This is a genomic window from Phocaeicola sartorii JCM 17136 = DSM 21941, assembly GCF_054653615.1.
This window is the reverse complement of sequence record NZ_BAAIFW010000005.1, coordinates 446,296-463,951: the sequence shown is the minus strand read 5'-3', so window position 1 is coordinate 463,951 and position 17,656 is coordinate 446,296. Positions and strand designations below refer to the sequence as shown.

Annotated in this window: 11 protein-coding genes; 1 reads left to right on the top strand and 10 read right to left on the bottom strand. The window is 42.5% G+C overall.

Going from position 1 to position 17,656, the window contains the following annotated elements; all coding sequences use genetic code 11:
- Positions 1 to 44: 44 nt before the first annotated feature.
- From ACYQ0C_RS02055 to ACYQ0C_RS02040, 4 genes are all read right to left on the bottom strand, one after another.
- A complete protein-coding gene (locus ACYQ0C_RS02055) occupies positions 45 to 1,853 on the bottom strand; it encodes an aryl-sulfate sulfotransferase (RefSeq protein ID WP_016275387.1) in 1,809 nt (602 codons plus the stop codon).
- Between the two features lie 79 nt (positions 1,854 to 1,932).
- Entirely contained in the window at positions 1,933 to 3,714 is a 1,782-nt protein-coding gene (locus ACYQ0C_RS02050) for a RagB/SusD family nutrient uptake outer membrane protein (RefSeq protein ID WP_016275386.1), read from the bottom strand.
- A 19-nt stretch (positions 3,715 to 3,733) separates the two neighbouring features.
- On the bottom strand, positions 3,734 to 6,754 hold the full coding sequence (locus ACYQ0C_RS02045) for a SusC/RagA family TonB-linked outer membrane protein (protein ID WP_016275385.1): 3,021 nt from the start codon (positions 6,752 to 6,754) through the stop codon (positions 3,734 to 3,736).
- 507 nt (positions 6,755 to 7,261) lie between these two features.
- Positions 7,262 to 8,758 carry a glycoside hydrolase family 30 protein gene (locus tag ACYQ0C_RS02040; RefSeq protein WP_016275384.1) on the bottom strand — a complete coding sequence of 499 codons (1,497 nt, stop codon included), beginning with the start codon at positions 8,756 to 8,758 and terminating at the stop codon, positions 7,262 to 7,264.
- 1,174 nt (positions 8,759 to 9,932) lie between these two features.
- Here ACYQ0C_RS02040 and ACYQ0C_RS02035 point away from each other — a divergent pair.
- Positions 9,933 to 11,561 (top strand): VapE domain-containing protein, encoded by a 1,629-nt coding sequence (locus ACYQ0C_RS02035; RefSeq protein ID WP_459976804.1) that lies wholly within the window; start codon positions 9,933 to 9,935, stop codon positions 11,559 to 11,561.
- A gap of 40 nt (positions 11,562 to 11,601) precedes the next feature.
- Here the strand turns inward: ACYQ0C_RS02035 and ACYQ0C_RS02030 are convergent, their stop codons facing one another.
- The 6 genes from ACYQ0C_RS02030 to ACYQ0C_RS02005 all read right to left on the bottom strand — a co-directional run bounded on the left by ACYQ0C_RS02030 (position 11,602) and on the right by ACYQ0C_RS02005 (position 17,651).
- On the bottom strand, positions 11,602 to 12,492 hold the full coding sequence (locus ACYQ0C_RS02030) for an AraC family transcriptional regulator (RefSeq protein ID WP_016275382.1): 891 nt from the start codon (positions 12,490 to 12,492) through the stop codon (positions 11,602 to 11,604).
- 184 nt (positions 12,493 to 12,676) lie between these two features.
- Positions 12,677 to 13,450 carry a pyrroline-5-carboxylate reductase gene (proC, locus tag ACYQ0C_RS02025; RefSeq protein WP_016275381.1) on the bottom strand — a complete coding sequence of 258 codons (774 nt, stop codon included), beginning with the start codon at positions 13,448 to 13,450 and terminating at the stop codon, positions 12,677 to 12,679.
- 229 nt (positions 13,451 to 13,679) lie between these two features.
- On the bottom strand, positions 13,680 to 14,804 hold the full coding sequence (locus ACYQ0C_RS02020) for an aspartate aminotransferase family protein (protein ID WP_016275380.1): 1,125 nt from the start codon (positions 14,802 to 14,804) through the stop codon (positions 13,680 to 13,682).
- Between the two features lie 13 nt (positions 14,805 to 14,817).
- Positions 14,818 to 15,786, bottom strand: a complete 969-nt coding sequence (gene argC / locus ACYQ0C_RS02015; protein WP_016275379.1) for an N-acetyl-gamma-glutamyl-phosphate reductase — start codon at positions 15,784 to 15,786, stop codon at positions 14,818 to 14,820.
- A 5-nt stretch (positions 15,787 to 15,791) separates the two neighbouring features.
- On the bottom strand, positions 15,792 to 17,000 hold the full coding sequence (locus tag ACYQ0C_RS02010) for an argininosuccinate synthase (protein WP_016275378.1): 1,209 nt from the start codon (positions 16,998 to 17,000) through the stop codon (positions 15,792 to 15,794).
- A gap of 93 nt (positions 17,001 to 17,093) precedes the next feature.
- Positions 17,094 to 17,651, bottom strand: coding sequence for a GNAT family N-acetyltransferase (locus ACYQ0C_RS02005; RefSeq protein WP_016275377.1), 558 nt, complete (start codon positions 17,649 to 17,651; stop codon positions 17,094 to 17,096).
- Positions 17,652 to 17,656 lie beyond the last annotated feature (5 nt).

Here is a 17,656-nt window from a genome sequence, read left to right as displayed (position 1 = left end):
ATAAATTCCTTTTATTATCGTTTTACATAAATTACATATCAAATTTAGCCCTCAGGATATAACGGAATACGATTAGCACGATGAAAAATAGTATTAGCGACTCCCGGGAGTTCCATTTCAAGGATAATTTCTTGTGTCTTTGGATTTATCTCAATAATACGTGCTCCCATACTACCATCACTTAATATATTGCCAATGCCTGGACAAAACAATCTATTACCAGTTTGTTCCAAATATTGTACCGATGAGACAGCCATAGCATAGCATTCCCTTCCCCGTTCTTTTCCATATTGCCATACCTGCCGGACCGTCATATTTTTTTCATCTATTTCATATTCTACAGCACGGCTATATTCTTCACTACGAGCTGAATAATACCGATTATATCCATTATCAAAAACCATTACATGTCCATTAGGCAAAACAATAGGACAGTGCGGTCCCCAGCACCACTCAAAATCCTCATGCACCTTTTCTCCATTCAAGACCTCTATATCAGTAATAGGTTGTCCATTTCTATCTAAAGGAGTAAGCAAATACCTTTTATATTGTTCTCTCCAATTATTATGCGGAGCCATTATATATTTCAATTTCCCAGAATAATCATATTTAAAGAATCCCAACCAACGTCCCGTCGCCACCATTTCATCATCATCCACAAAAATTCCATTGTTATGAAGCCAATTGCTCCTGTTAGCACCTAAATACATATTATTATTCCATTCTTCCCCCATATCCACTTTATTGATACGAGCTGAATCCAATATCTGAGCATAATCCCATTCTTTAGTTATACTTCCTGTTATAGGATCAAGTTCTATAGTATGATCAAAAATACGTGAGTTGCTCCCATCAGCCAACATTGCCTTTGCCTTAGTAACCAAAATTTGTATTTTACCGTTTTTTGTCTCTACCGCTTCATGATGAAAGTTATACCCCATTCCTTTCAAATCCCATTTGTGCACAATATTCCCTAACGCATCAACCTCAACCAACAAACCATGATTACAATCTCCTGCAATATAATTACCATTTTTCATACGCTTTAAGCCGCATTGAGCTCCAATATACTTCAATTCCGGGTGACTATTCCAGTCCAAAATCCATCGTATTTCTCCATCGGCATCTATCATATATGGAATAGACGTATCAGTTTCTTCTTTGCCCGGTGAACTTATTAAAGTCATACCAGGTTCCATCTCATTAATTTTCCGTTTAATGATACGTATAGCAGCAGGCAAATAAGTTACATTCAACGCTTTTGTTTTAATCTGAATCGTTGTCTTAGCCCGTTCCTTGCCAGTTTTATCCAAGTAAACCAATGTTACCTTATTTTCATAATTTGGATAAAGTCCTAATATTTGAATAACTTGCGACCTCTGAACATCATCAGATTGAAATTCCACATCCGGAGTCTTTGCATCAGGTTTACTATGCACAATAATTTTAATACGACCTTGTGCCGGCAATTCACAATATAGATTTGCAGCTAATGGATTATAACCTGAAGGATTTACTACAATCTTTACTATAAGGTCATCAATGGCATCACCTATTGAAGGAACTATATAGGTGCTGCCATTAACAAATGTAATAGTAGTTCTCCAAGCCACATCATCTATATGTACATTTTGAATTATATCAGTAGGTATCTCTATAATTTTCGACTCAAATGTGAAAATATAGCAATTATCATTTTGAGTGACACTTTTTAATAAATCACCTTTTTGCACAAGTTCTTGAATTGTATCATAGTATTCCGGATATAAGGAAGTATTATCATTATTATCACAAGCTGTTATGCCCCAAAACAGCCATAATAAAAGCACACCGTATTCTTTAAGGATTTTCATTCTTCCTGCTTTTTATATATATAGTGTGTGGGTAATTACCCACACACACTAATTGATGATTAGTTTAGTAAATATTCATTTATTGCCAATCAGATTTCTGTTCCAAACTCAGATTCGTATCAACTTCACTTTGAGGTATTGGAAAATACAAGTGCTTCTTCTCAAAACGTTGGAAATTTTGAGAATCAATAATATTTCCAGTATAATTCCATCTGATAATTCTACCTTTTTCATCTCTCTCAAACTCGGTTTCACGTGTATCTGTTTTCCGTTCATGCATAATTTTCTTCAATTCATCGTAATCATACCAACGAACCAAATCATCCCAACGTACATTTTCACCAGCAAATTCCAATAATTTCTGATTGCGAAGTTCTTCCATTATAGAATTCTTGTCATTCAACTGTTTCTCGGGCAATCCGGCACGCACACGAATACGGTTAATATCTTTCATCGCATTGGTGTTATCGCCAGTTTCCAAGCAAGCCTCAGCATGAAGAAATAAAACTTCCGCAAAACGCATTATACGATAGTTAGCAATACGTCCACCATTATTTTCATACATAGAATTCCCCATTGGATTCCACCATGCACATAATTTTTTCATCAAGAAACGACCGGGTTTTCCATTAATTTCAGGATAGTCTGGTATACCTTTATCTATTCTCCATTTTTCTTCCTTGCTAAGATCTGTTGTCCAATAACAAAGTGAATCGAAAGGAATTATGCCAAAGGCTTTCTCATCTTCTATAACATCACCATAATCAGAATATTTAAAGAAAGCAGTAGTATATAGACGTTTATCCCACTTCGTGTCAGAACCCGTAGGACGAGGCTCAGCCACATATTGTCTAATCAAATATGGAGAAGGCTGCATTTTATACCAACCACCACCAAAACCTTTTGGATACCATTGCTCATCATCACTTTTATTAGGATCTTTCCAAGCTTTAAAACAAGGACCAAAATAATGACCTATCACACTTCCCATAAAGGCATTATCTCCAGTACTACTTCCCCAGGCATCTTTTTCATCCCCAAATGCTTCAAAATTAATTTCCCAGATAGACTCTTTATTAAATTCTGTATCATCACGAAAATTATCTTCATATTTCTCTGTTAAGTCATAACCGTAACCACTCATTATCGTTTCAAATTCAGCTTTTGCAGCTGCATAATCGCCCTTCCAGATATAAGCTTTACCCAAGATGGCAATAGCAGCTCCTTGAGTTATACGCCCAGCTTCTTCAGACGGACGAGTCTTTGGCAATCGAGCTTTAGCTTCTTTCATATCAGCAATCACCTGATCCAATAATTCGTCAGGAGATGACAATCCATGCATATCCGGATCAGCATCTTGGGATTGATTTCGAAGTACACCTTCATTAAAATCTGTGCGGACGCGAAAATGCCAATAGCCTCTTAAAAAATAAGCTTCACCCAGCATTTGGTTCAACTTTGCCTGATCCATTGAAGCATTAGGTGCTTTTTCCAAGAACTCATTAGCAGCTTGAATGCCTTTATACAAGTACCCCCAGCATCCATTACCTGTATTAGGAGTATTAGTAAATGAAAGAGTCTCCCAAATATTTGTTTCTTCACTGCGAGTAGGATACATATCATCAGCACGCATCTGATAGTGTAAAATGCCTTCATAACCTCCATAATACCCCCAGCTCATACGACGGACATGATTATAGACAGCGGCTAAACCTTTATTTACATTTTGTTCATTCACCCAGAAAGTTCCGGGAGTTTCCCTATTGGGATCCACTTCATTTAAAAAATCCTCACTACATGAAGAGAATAAAAACGGAGTAAGCAATAAAGCCGTTATATATTTTTTTATTTTCGTTTTCATATCTTTTTACGATTTTAGATTAGAAATTAACTTGCAAACCAAAAGTAATAGTACGCGCAGAAGGATAACGTCCATCATCACAACCACGACTCATCACACCACTACCACTTGATGAACCTGTACCATCATTCGTACCTAAATCAGGAGTATATCCTTTATAATCAGTAATAGTAAACAAGTTCTCCATAGCTGTATAAATACGTAGATTTTGCAAACCTGCTTTAGTTGTCCATGCTTTGGGAAGAGTATACCCCAATTCCAATGTTTTCAAACGAAGGAAAGAACCATTTTCCAACCAGCGTTCCGTATAAGCCAAGTTTGTGCCAGTTGAACCTTTTACATAACGAGGAATATCTGTATTCTTGTTATTTTCGCTCCAACTATTCAGACGTTCAGCATATTGATTCGCAGCTACCTCATTATAAACAGTTGTAAAATACTGAGAATTATAAATCTTATTACCAAAATTACCATCAAAGAACAAATTCAAATCTATATTTTTCCATTGAGCACCTAAATTCAGCCCTAATGTCATTTTGGGGAATGCACTTCCACAATCTTGACGATCAAGATTATCAATCTTACCATCTCCATTAAAATCCACATATCTTAAATCTCCCGGCTCAGCATCAGGCTGTATCATTTGACCATCTTTGCCCACGTACGCTTTTACTTCTTCTTCACTTTGGAAAATGCCATCCGTCTTAATCAAATTAAAGAAACCGATAGCATGACCTGCTTTTGCATAAGTAATAGCCCCTTTGTCATGAGGATTAAAACCTGTCCACTCATCACGTAAGCCATTAACCTTTGTCAATCTATTCTTTATGAATGAAGCATTCACACCTACATGATAGTAGAATTCGCCCACATTATTACGGTGGTTGATAGAAAGTTCAAATCCTTTATTCTCTACCGTACCAGCATTTACAGTCGGAGATCCCCCCAAACCAAAGCTATCAGGTTGAGGCATTCCCAACAACATATCTTCTGTCTTTTGAATAAAATAATCAGCACTAACAGTCAATTTGTTATTCAAGAAGCCCATATCCAAACCAATATTAGTGGTCTTTGTTTTTTCCCAAGTTACATTAGCAGGAGACACCCAATCAGATCCTGTAATAGCTCCCATCCACCAAGAGTCACCTTGAACACTATTCAGGCCTGCTGTTACAATAGACTGGGTAGCATAATTTCCAATACCATTCAAATTTCCCAGCACACCATAACTAGCACGAAGTTTTAATTCATTAACGGTTTTCTTCAAGTTCTCAAAGAAATCCTCATTCATCACATTCCATCCGATAGATGCCGAAGGGAAAGTACCCCAACGATGTCCGTCCGCAAACTTAGAAGAACCATCCCGACGTACAGACACACTTGCCATATAGCGATCATCGAATGAATACATAGCCCGGCCAAAAACAGATACCATCGTATTGGCCCAAGCACTACCACTATTAGTCAATCCCTTGTCAGACGAACCTGCACCAATAACAGTTAATCCTAAGGGCAAATCTTTACGTCCTGCACCAAAACCACGCTGATTGTTACGTTGCGCAGAGTAACCAACCAAAGCAGAAATCGTATGTTTGCCAAACGTATTGTCATAATTGATTGTGTTTTCAACCAACCAATCATTTTCCCATGAAGTGCTTTCATCTAATTGAGTTGAATTATTTTTTGATGTAGAACTAAAAACATAAGGAACAACGTAATTGTAATCACGACGAGTATATTTGTTAATACCTACATTAAACTTATACTTCAAACCTTTCAAGAACAAATCAACTTCAGCATATCCATTCAACAAAATATCAATTCCATGCTTTTGGCGGTCATAAGCTTCCACCCAACCTACCGGACTATCACCACGAGACCAGTTAGGAGCTTCTGCCCAATTTCCACTTGCATCATACACATTCCATTGAGGAACAGCTGTTAATGCGGCATTATAAGACACATCATCATAATCCTTATTCCAAAATTTCATCATCAAAGTGGATCCCAAACGTACATGGTTATTAAACAAAGAGAACGTGTTTTTCGCACGGACATTCCAAGCTTCATAACCGGTAGTCTTTACAATACCATCTTGTTTCAAATAACTACCTGAAAGATTATACGTAGAAGTCTTATTACCTCCTGATACATTCAGAGCCACTTTGCTAACCTGTGCAGTGCGGTATAACTCTTTTTGCCAGTCTGTTCCAGCTCCACCATTCCAATTCAGCAATTCAGGAGCACTGGTAAGACCTGTCATGTTTGCAAAATCTCTCAACTGGTTACCATCCATTACATCAATATATTTTGCAACAGACTGAACACCTGTATAAGCATCAACCGTTACACGAGTCGGAGTTTCCAAACGTCCACCTTTAGTTGTAATCAATACAACTCCATTAGCTGCGCGCGAACCATAAATTGCGGCAGAAGAAGCATCCTTCAAAATTTCAATAGATTGGATATCAGACGGATCTACCATATTAATATCACCATACACGCCATCAATAATATATAATGGTGTAGTAGAGCTCAATGAACTAATACCACGAATATTAATATTCAATCCATCTCCAGGCTGACCACTTTGACTTGATACTGTCACACCAGCAACTCGTCCTTGTAATGCCGAGGAAGCATTACGTGCCACATTAGCCTGTAAATCCTTACCCGACACAGAAGAAACAGCACCTGTCAAGTGACTTTTCTTCACTGTACCGTAACCGATAACCACCACTTCATCCAACAATTCGCCTTCCGACAATGTCACATTAATCACACTGCGGCCATCAACCTTAACAACTTGTTCCTGATAGCCCACATAAGTAAACTTCAGAGACTGACCGGAATTAGCCTTAATGGTATATTTACCATCAAAATCGGTAATCACACCATCCGTAGTTCCTACAACTACAACAGCCGCACCAATCAACGGATTATCATCCGCATCCTTCACTGTTCCAGTAACAGTGATTTGCTGAGCATATACACATATACTAAATATGCACAGCAACCATGTAAATGCAATTTGTTTCATAAATTAATGTATTAGATTTAATTAAAAAATATTGTTTCAATTATTAATTCAATATCATAAGATCAACGATGCAAAGATGGCAATTCAATCAAGCAAGAACAAATACAATTCAAGCATTAAACAATGAAATCTTATCAATCAGAAAGAAATGAAGAAATATTTGCCATGAAAGCAAGCCACTAAGAATATATGATTCTCACACACACCAAAGTCCCCCGGATTGGCATTGATGTATTTCATTAGCTTCTTCATCCTGATCAAATAGCAGGTAAGGCCACAAGAAAAAGGATGATGAAGCGTACTGCTCCGACCGTCTAGCAAAACTGGACGCACTTTCAACTAAAAGTGAACGCTATCCCACTCCGAACCGGGCGTATTTCCAGCAAACACCAAAAATTACTTTTTTAAGCCAAAAAGGATGTTCTTTGCATCCTTCTACAAAAAACATCCTTTTTTCTTCTGCTACTTCAACCATTGATGGCAGAAGTGCCTCCTCTTTGCGCCTCCTTATTGCACGGTTCCGATATAGGAAACCACGCTACGGGCAGGCAAGGTCAATGTATAGACACCATCGGCAGACCAGGCAGCCTCCACCGCCTCCCATTTACGGGTGTCATCGGTGACATAACCCTGTAAAACACCGGAAACCTGCGCTCCTTCGAGAGCCAGCGAAATGACAACTTCACTGTCCGAAGGATTGATGGCTACAGTTGTATACGACTTATCATATTTATACCCTGACACCATATACCCCAATTCTGAATTGTATTGTGCCGAGATACGTTTGCTGCCCACGGGAATGTAACGAGAGAAGTTTCCAAAAACTTCGCATCGTTTCGTCACTTCATAGTCCACACGATTCTTATCTATATTTATCAAACCTTCCGTAGTCCAGCCGTCAGGCAAAGCGCCCGCCCACCATACAATAGCTCCGGCATTAGCTTCACACAAAAAACGGTGGAATTTCTTCGCCCATTTCAAACCGCTCGTCATTGTAGCATCGTAACTTTCCGAAGGGTCACTGATTTCGGTCAACCATACAGGAATCCCTTTCGATTCGGCCTTATCAAAAGGCTCGATAGCCGGGTCTTTTTTCGTGACAGGATCAATATATCCGTGTCCGGCAGCAATAACCGGGAAGTTAGTAATCCGGGTGTTCAGGTTCAAAATATCACGAACGTAATTTTTGCTACCCATTACAAAGCCCAATATAGCCGACCATTGTGCATTCTCACCAAAAATAATCTTTGTCTCAGGATGAGTCTGAGCCAACTTCGGACCCAAATTATTTACAATAAACGGCCCCAGAGTGGTGGTACCGGGCAACCAAAGGCAGGAGTTCCACTCGGCTGCATATTCAGGCTCATTGGCAGGAGAAATGGCATAAACGGGGAGACCGGCCTTAGTATAAGCGTCACAAAATGCAGACAGATAATCAGCAAAGGCTTGATAATGACTACGGCTCAAAGAACCTTTTGATGTACTTCCATTACTCTTCATATAAGCCGGAGCAGACCAAGTAGAAAAAATCAATTTATCTACCCCATACTGCTGTTTTGCCTTCTTCATAATCCACAATTGCCCGTTACGCTGAGCAACAGCCTCTTCCGTCCGATGGGCGTCTGTGTTAAAATCAATATCAAAGAAAGGATCGTCTAACGGCAAATCTATATTTTCATCCATATTAAAGGTAGCCTCATCATAATGAGGAAATACTTCTCCTCTCAGAATGCTAAGGCGAAGACCATTCTGCCCAAACATCGTATCCATTATTTCATCACGTTTGCGATGTGCATACAAATAATCAGACCAGCCGGCTTGTGCCACACCAAATCCATCAATAGTCTGCTCTTCCGTGTTCCATTGAAGAACCACATCAGCACCCGAAACACTCCGTGAGTTCACAGCACCCTGCTCCACCGGAGAGAGTTCTGTAGCATCTGTACAGGACAATAAGCACGCTGCTGAAACAGTAACAGCAAGCATCGAGATCATTTTCTTCATACAATTAGTTTTTTATGGATTAGAAAATAGGTTTATTAAGTAATAGCAAAGATGAGCACTTTTATATAATACAACAAACAGTATCCAATCAGAAACCAATGAAATCTTATCAAAAACATCAAAATGGTATGGATTTCCCGCCGAATAAGAGACACCTCATTTATGAAAAAACAAGAAAGAGAGCATTTAAAATAACAGGAATTCAATGTAATATATGCTTCAAGATGTAGTGAGGGCATAATAAGAGCATGAAGTCATGAACGCTCTAAACTTCTTGATGAGAAAGAATGATGACTCAAGAACACTTCCGGAAGTAGTCCGGAGAACAAAATGATCCTTTAAGAGCGAAAGTCCTCTCCATGATTTTACAGGTGAACCTAAATGGCTCAACGATAAAAGCCGGTTGTTTCTTTCCTCCTTTCAGCTATCGCTGAAACACCCTGCCCGTAGGCGTTCCGGTTATGAAGGGACATCCTGTCATTGTCTTGTCAGCCTCCTTTCAGCCCGTTCTTTCATATTTTTTGTGAAGGGACAAAACGATACGGGCTGAAATGGAAGTGAGGGGAAGTGGTTTCAGCTTTAACCGGCTGATTTTCTGTGCATATTACATAAGATGACAGGATGAGGGGAAAAGGGAGCGTATCGGATTAGTGGGGGAGTAATACACGGAACAGACCAGGTCTGTAAGCTGGACAGGCTAAGTCTGTACGTTGAACAGGCTAAGTCTGTGCACTGAACAAGCTGGCGTGTTTTAAAAACGTATAGTTGTTTTTTAAAAGCCTGAAGATGTTTTCTTAAAAGTTGAAGGCGTATTTTTTAAAGCTCAAGGTGTATTTTAAAAACATAAAGGCGTATTCAACAATAACATTAGTAACGTATAAGCCCCGACATTAGTAACGTGTCAGCCCGCATGTTAGTAACGTGTAAGCCCACACGTACATAAGCATCGGGGCACACATACGCAAGCATCGGCCTACACATACGTATGTATTGTGCCCTGTATCCATTGAATTTTTGCCCCAAGTTCCATTAAATCTTGCACCAAGTCCCATCGGATCTTGCCCCAAGTTTCATCGAATCCTGCACCAAGTTCCATACCCTATTACCCGCCCCTCTTGACAAACGCCTTTTTATGTTGTATATTTGTAGTTTGCCAAACTAAAAAAAGTAACCTATGAATGTATTCGCCACTCTCAAAACAGTCTTCTTCGGAAGCAAATTCCTGTCAAGCCCTGTTCCCACCGAGGGAACATTGCGCCGTGATCTCGTATCCGCCCTCAACGGAGTGATGCCGCTTTGCCGCACTATCCCCGGTGTGCGTCTGGCACTGGATATCCGCGAGGGGCAGCTGGCTCTGGTACTGAACTGGACTCCGCGCACCGACGGGAAGGCACCCACGGGCAGTTACCACTACATCGTGTCAGGCGAAGACGGAGTGAGAGAAGTGACCGGATCACAGGTGCTCCTCGCTGAAAACGGCAAGGACAACCTGCCGGAAAATGTGGACGTTTCCCACAAACGCCCGGCAGCCTCAACCGAAAAAGCAAAGGAACATTCCACCCATACGAAAGACGTTCAAAAGAAAACGGAACAAGCACCCTCGGAAGATACCGGCAGGAAGGCGAAATCACGTACCCTGATGCAGGAGGTGACCGCTTTCCTCACCTCCCGCTACCGTTTCCGCTTCAATGTCCTTACCGAGGAAACCGAGGTGGCAAACATAGAAAACATAACAGACATAGCAAACGACATTCCCGACACCCACCTGCGCTACACCAAGGTGGACGAGCGATGGATGAACTCGCTCAGTATGGAAGCCATCGAAACAGGCATAGACTGCTGGGACAGGGACATCCAACGCTTTGTGCGCTCGCGCCGCATCAGCGAATACCATCCCTTCACCGCCTACTTTGAGCACCTCCCCGAATGGGACGGAACGGACCGGGTATCCGCACTCGCCCGCCGGGTGTCCGAAGACCCGGTATGGGTGAACGGTTTCCACCGCTGGATGCTGGGGCTCTCCGCCCAATGGATGCAGCTTAATCCGGATAATAACCGCGCCAACAGTGTGGCCCCCCTGCTGGTGAGCAGCCGTCAGGGACTGGGGAAAAGTACGTTCTGCCGCCTGCTGATGCCCGATACGCTGAAAGCCTACTACACGGAAAGTTACGACCTCAGCTCCCCGGCATCCGCCGAAGCCAGACTGGCCGCCTACGGCCTGATCAACCTGGATGAGTTTGACAAACTAGGCGCATCCAAAATGCCCTTGCTGAAGAACCTGATGCAGGCCTCCGCACTGAACATCCGCAAGGCCTACAAACGCAGTGCATCGGCACTTCCCCGCATCGCCTCGTTCATCGGCACCAGCAACCGGGAGGACCTGCTGGTGGACCGTACCGGCTCACGACGCTTCCTCTGTGTCAGCCTGGAACACGCCATAGACTGCGCCACGCCCGTAGAGCACAAGCAGCTGTACGCCCAGCTCAAGGCGGAGCTTCTGTCCGGTGAGCGAAGCTGGTTCAACAAGGAAGAGGAACAAGCCATGCAGCAGCACAACGCCCTGTTCTACAAACACATACCCGAAGAGGAAGTATTCCGCCTCTGCTTCCGTTTTGCCACCGAAGAGGACCATCCGCAGGAAGTGCTGACCCTTTCCGCCACCCAGTTGTTCGAGCGCATGAAAGCCGCCCATCCTTCGGTCATGAGGGGCATGACCGCCTACAGTCTGAGCCGTATCCTGCCCCAGCTGGGCGAACGGGTGCATACCGCCAAGGGGAATGTGTACCGCGTGGTGGCATGTTAAACATTCGTTTATAATCAATAACCGTACGATTCTGTCTCCTTTAAATAATAGTCTTGTTTTTACGGTAATTGTCACGGAATTCTCTGGGAGTAAGCCCTTTTTTCTTCTTAAAGATACGGTTGAAATTGGACAGATTATTAAAACCGCAGTCGTATCCTATTTCTGCTATCGACAAGGAGGAATCAATCAGAGCACGTGAAGCGGCTCCCAGACGGATGTCTGTAAGAAAGTCAATAAAACTTTTAGAAGTATGCTGTTTGATAAAACGACAGAAAGACGCCTCACTCATATTCATCATTTCGGCCACGTCCGAAAGACGGATCACTTCCGAGAAATGCTGGTTGAGGTAATCTACCACCTTATTAAGCCTCGTATCATTATGCTCCTTGGAAACGATATTGGCGGCAAACTGACCCGTTGACAGTTCGCGCATTCCTTTATCCAATGATAATTCATGAAGAATAACAAGCAGCTTTATCAAGGAGTAGAAACTATCATTCTCGCAGGTTAAAATCTTTAGCAACGGACGGACTTTCGCTATTGTCTCCCGACTGAACACCACCCCTTTCTCCGCACGACGGAAAAGCTGCTGAATACTAATCATCTGGTTCTTGTTCAGAAATGCCTCAGTCAGCAGATCCGAATGAAACTGAATCGTTATTTCATGAATATTCTGCGATGTTTTATGATGATCCATCCAGGCATGCTCCAATTTCGGGTTCGTCACAAGTACCAACTCTTCTTCATCTATTTCCTCTATTGAATCGCCAACAATGCGCTGCGCACCTTTGGCATTTTCAATATAATTCAGTTCGCACTCGGGATGTATATGTATAGGGAAATTAAAATTCGATTTCTGACGCTCTATCAAGATAAAGCAGTCCTTGGCCGACAGAGGTGACACTTCTTTAAACAATTCTGTGTTTATCATAGTTCTCTTTTAATTTAGATCTTATCTTTTATAACAAAGATAACATGAAAAATGAAACCAGAAGCAAAGAAGTGAAAATATTTTTATATTAAACCTGTAAAAAGGGCTTCTATAGAACGTAGATAACACAATGCCTAAAAAAAAGAAGAATCGTGTTATCCACGCCATTTTAACAAATTCGTCTCTATTTCAGACAAGCTTTCATCGCTTTAATAATCGCTGAATCAAATCCTTCGTGTTCCAATTCATTAATGCCCTTGATAGTCATGCCACCGGGAGTGCATACCTTGTCTATCTCCACACTGGGATGAGTATCGTTGTTCAAGATCAGTGAAGCAGCTCCTTTTACCGACTGGGCCACCATTTTCTGCGCATTCTTCGGATAAATGCCCAATTCGATACCCGCCTGCATAGCCGCCTGAATATATTTCAACACGTATGCTATACCGCATGAGGTCAAAGCCGTAGTAGCAGCCATCTGACTTTCGGGAATAAGCATAGCCAGGCCCAATTCATTAAAGATATCCAGCATCAGTTGTTCCTGTTCCTTACTGGCATTACGACTGGATATCAAGGTCATACTTTCCAACTGAGAAATAGCGGTGTTGGGTATCAGACGGAATATGGTCTGTTCCGGGCCTACACTCTTCACCAGCTGTTCGAAGGTTACACCCCCTGCGATAGAAACCAATACCTGCCGGGGAGTCAGATGAATCACACTCAATACCTGATCTATCAGCCATGGTTTCACTGCCAGAATAACGATATCGGCATCCTTTATCGCTTTCGGATTTTCCGTTGTTACATTAATCTCCGGATAATCCGCCTGCAAAGTTTCCAGACTTCCGCTGAACGGATCGGCTACTGTTACATCACTCGCCGGAATAATTGTGCCTTGGGCAAGGCCGCGGGCAATGGCTCCTCCCATATTTCCCGCACCTATAATTGCTACTTTCATATTATTAAAAGATTAAGTCTATGGCTACAAAGATAAAAGAAAAAAGAGAAGAACGCACGATGAAAAGCTAAAAATAAAACGACTTTGAAGAGGATGAGCCGAATAGGGGATGAATGTGAGTTTTCCGCCCGAGAGGAAGAATACAAAATAAAACCCCGCCGGAACCGGAATGTTTCCTGACGAGGCTTTATTTTCTTTCGCTGATTATTATTCTTCCGGAATCTCCGGCTTATACCAACACTTTACGAAAGCGTCCGATAAATTCATCAGCCTCTGCCATAGTAAGGCACAAAGGGGGAAGCAGACGAATGACATTAGTACCACTGACTCCGGTAAATACTTTCTGTTCGAACAGCAGGCGACGACGCAATTCCTTGACCGGCTCCTCAAACTCCATACCAATCATCAAACCTTCGCCACGCACCTCTTTTATTTGCGGGAACTGCTTTAATTCTTTCAGCAGATGAGCGCCCACCCGGGCAGCGTTCTCTACCAGATTCTCACCTTTCATGACATCAAGCACTGCAATGGCAGCCGCACAAGCCAGATGGTTTCCACCAAAAGTTGTCCCCAATTGTCCATATACCGGCTTGAATTTCGGGCTGATCAGAACGCCGGCCATCGGGAAACCATTGCCAATTCCTTTGGCTACCGTAATCATATCGGGGCGGATGCCTGCGTGTTGGTGAGCGAAGAACTTACCGCTACGTCCGTAACCGGATTGTATTTCATCCAGAACCAGGACAGCATCCGCTTCTTCACAAGCCTTGCTCAGTTCCTTCAAGAATTTCACTTCCGGAACTTGAATGCCTCCTACTCCCTGAATACCTTCGATTATCACCGCACAAACATCTCCTTTCGCCAGTTCCGCCTTAGCCGCTTCTATATCGTTCAAAGGCAGATAAGTCACATGACCGTTATCATTAATCGGAGCTATTATTTTCGGATTATTGGTTACCTCCACCGCCAGCGAAGTACGACCATGAAATGCTTTACAAAAAGAAAGCACACGCTTACGGCCATTATAGAAAGAGGCCAGTTTCAACGCATTTTCATTTGCCTCGGCTCCACTGTTTATCAAGAACAATTGATAATCATCGTAGCCCGAAAGTTTCCCCAAACGGTCTGCCACTTCCTGCTGCAACTTGTTAATCACCGAATTGGAATAAAATCCCAACTGTGCTACCTGGTTGCTTATCATCTCCACATAGTACGGATGCGCGTGACCGATAGAGATAACTGCATGGCCGCCATACAGATCAAGGTATTCCGTACCTTGATCATCCCATACATGGCAACCTTTCCCTTTGACAATGTTTATGTCAAAAAGAGGATATACATCGAATAATTTCATAATCTCTTTTTCATTAAAAAGCAGACGGTTTCAGCTTCAGCCCTACAGTCTCTTCCAGATTGAACATGAGATTCATGTTATGAACCGCTTGTCCGCTCGCACCTTTCAACAAGTTGTCAATACAAGAGATCACCAGCAGCTTATCGCCATGTTTCTCCAGATGAATCAGACACTTGTTGGTGTTCACCACCTGCTTCAAGTCTATATTTTTATCTACAATATGAACAAAAGAATCCTCGGCATAGTAATCTTGATACATCTTCACCAATTCTTCCAGTTCCACTTTGCACTTGATAACCAAAGTAGCAAAGATACCACGCGGGAAATCGCCCCGGTAAGGGATGAAATCTATTTCAGCATCGAAGCTGTTCTGCAACTGCTTCAATGACTGCTTGATTTCGGGAACATGCTGATGAGAAAACGGTTTATAGATGCTCATATTATTATTACGCCAGCTGAAATGGCTGGTAGCACCCGGTTTCACCCCTGCCCCTGTGCTTCCGGTGATGGCATTTACCATCACATCCCCGTTCAGTAACAGATGTTTGGCCAGCGGCAACAGACCCAGCTGGATACAAGTAGCAAAACATCCCGGATTGGCCACGTGCTTGCTATGGCAGATAGCACGGCGGTTCAGTTCCGGCAGACCATAAATGAAGTCATGGTCGTCACTCTTGATGCGGTAATCCATGCTGAGGTCGATGATTTTCAAATCTTCGGGTACGTTGTGGCTATCCATGAACTTCTTCGTATCCCCATGAGCCGTACAGAAGAACAATACATCAATCTCATCCAAAGGAAGTTCGTCGGTAAAAACCAAATCCGTTTCACCATAGAGCCCCTCATGTACGTCGGTAATCTTATTGCCGGCGTTACTGCTGCTATTTATAAACTTTATGTCTACATCGGGGTGATTGATCAGCAGACGGATCAATTCGCCTGCCGTATAACCTGCCCCACCGATAATTCCTACTTTAATCATACTTATTAAATTTCTTCGTCCTTGTGGTTATTATAATAAACACGCAAAGGTGTAGAAGTCACTTTGATAAAGCCTTTGGCATCCTCCGCCGTCCAGCCCTTCTGCATTTCACCGTATTCACCGAATTTGGTCTTCACCAGATCATCTTTCGATTCAACACCCACGGTAGAGAATGAAAGCGGACGGAGTTCCAAGATAGCCGTACCGTTCACATTACGCTGGGACTCCTGTAACATGGCCTCAATATCGCGCATTACCGGTTCCAGATACTGGCTTTCATGCAGGAACATTCCATACCAGTTGGCAACCTGGTCTTTCCAATATTGCTGCCATTTGCTCAACGTATATTTTTCAAGGAAACGATGAGCGCCGATAATCAGCATCGGAGCGGCAGCCTCGAACCCCACGCGGCCTTTGATACCGATAATGGTATCTCCCACGTGCATGTCACGCCCGATACCGTAAGGTGCGCCGATCTCCTCCACTTTCTGAATAGCCTTGATAGGATCGTCAAACTTCTCGTCATTAACAGCTTTCAGCTCACCTTTTTCAAAGGTAAGACGAAGCTGCTCGCTTCCCTTCTTAGTCACTTGTTTCAAATAAGCGCTTTCGGGCAAACCTTGCGCAGAGTCCAATATTTCCCCGCCACAGATAGAAGTTCCCCAAAGGCCTACATTATAAGAATATTTCAATTTTGTAAAGTCAGCCGCAAAACCATGTTCGTTCAAATAATCGATTTCCTGCTGACGGCTTAATGCCATGTCACGGGTCAGCGTAATGATTTCAACCCCAGGAGCCAGTACCAGGAAAGTCATATCGAAACGGATCTGGTCATTACCGGCACCGGTCGATCCGTGTGCGATAGCGTCCGCACCTATCTCATTCGCATAACGTGCTATAGCCAATCCTTGGAAGATACGTTCGGAACTGACAGAAATAGGATAAGTACCGTTACGGAGCACGTTACCGAATACCATATATTTCAAGCTCTTTTCATAGTATTCCCGAGTTACATCCAGTGTCACATATTTCACAGCACCCAGTTTGTAAGCGTTCTCTTCATTCTGCTTCAGTTGTTCCGCACTGAAGCCACCGGTGTTTGCACAAGCTGCATACACTTCATACCCTTTTTCCTTAGCCAGATACATTACAGTGAAAGAGGTATCAAGCCCCCCACTGAACGCCACTACAACTTTTTTCTTCTTTTCTTCCATAATGATATTGTTTTAATTGAGAATTAAAAATTGAAAAACAAACGCATGAACGCGCAACCATCCTTTCATTTTTAATTCTTAATTTTTAATTTATTAAATAGTGTCCTCCTCGTGCAAAGCCGGATCGTAAAGCATGGCTGTACAAATACAAAACTTACGATTCTTTGCCACTAATATATCGTGATTGGTACATCCTTCACAACCTTTCCAGAAAGATTCATCGTCAGTCAGCTCATTAAAAGTTACGGGAACATATCCCAATTCCGTATTCATTTTCATGACTGCCGCCCCACTGGTCAGACTGAATATCTTTGCCTTAGGCCATCGCAAACGCGCCAAGCGGAACGAAGCCGCCTTTATACGCTTAGCGAGTCCCAAGCCCCTATAATTGGGATGTACAATCAAACCCGAGGTCGCTACATATTGTTTGTTCCCCCATGACTCAATGTAGGTAAAACCTGCAAAATCCTCTCCACATAAAGCGATAATCGCCTTTCCTTCTTTCATCTTCGTCGCTACATATTCATGCGTGCGTTCTGCGATGCCCGTTCCGCGTACCTTAGCTGCTTCCCTGATGGTATCTAAAATTTTATCAACGTAAACTTCATGTGAGGCATCCGCCACCATCACATCCACTTGTTTAACATCCATTTCCT

Bases quoted from the DNA above. Each gene is read 5' to 3' on its own strand.
- ACYQ0C_RS02030 (WP_016275382.1), bottom strand. From the start codon at position 12,492: ATGATAAACACAGAATTGTTTAAAGAAGTGTCACCTCTGTCGGCCAAG.
- ACYQ0C_RS02045 (WP_016275385.1), bottom strand. From the start codon at position 6,754: ATGAAACAAATTGCATTTACATGGTTGCTGTGCATATTTAGTATATGT.
- argC (WP_016275379.1), bottom strand. From the start codon at position 15,786: ATGATTAAAGTAGGAATTATCGGTGGGGCAGGTTATACGGCAGGCGAA.
- ACYQ0C_RS02040 (WP_016275384.1), bottom strand. From the start codon at position 8,758: ATGAAGAAAATGATCTCGATGCTTGCTGTTACTGTTTCAGCAGCGTGC.
- ACYQ0C_RS02055 (WP_016275387.1), bottom strand. From the start codon at position 1,853: ATGAAAATCCTTAAAGAATACGGTGTGCTTTTATTATGGCTGTTTTGG.
- ACYQ0C_RS02050 (WP_016275386.1), bottom strand. From the start codon at position 3,714: ATGAAAACGAAAATAAAAAAATATATAACGGCTTTATTGCTTACTCCG.
- ACYQ0C_RS02010 (WP_016275378.1), bottom strand. From the start codon at position 17,000: ATGGAAGAAAAGAAGAAAAAAGTTGTAGTGGCGTTCAGTGGGGGGCTT.
- proC (WP_016275381.1), bottom strand. From the start codon at position 13,450: ATGAAAGTAGCAATTATAGGTGCGGGAAATATGGGAGGAGCCATTGCC.
- ACYQ0C_RS02020 (WP_016275380.1), bottom strand. From the start codon at position 14,804: ATGAAATTATTCGATGTATATCCTCTTTTTGACATAAACATTGTCAAA.
- ACYQ0C_RS02035 (WP_459976804.1), top strand. From the start codon at position 9,933: ATGAATGTATTCGCCACTCTCAAAACAGTCTTCTTCGGAAGCAAATTC.
- ACYQ0C_RS02005 (WP_016275377.1), bottom strand. From the start codon at position 17,651: ATGGATGTTAAACAAGTGGATGTGATGGTGGCGGATGCCTCACATGAA.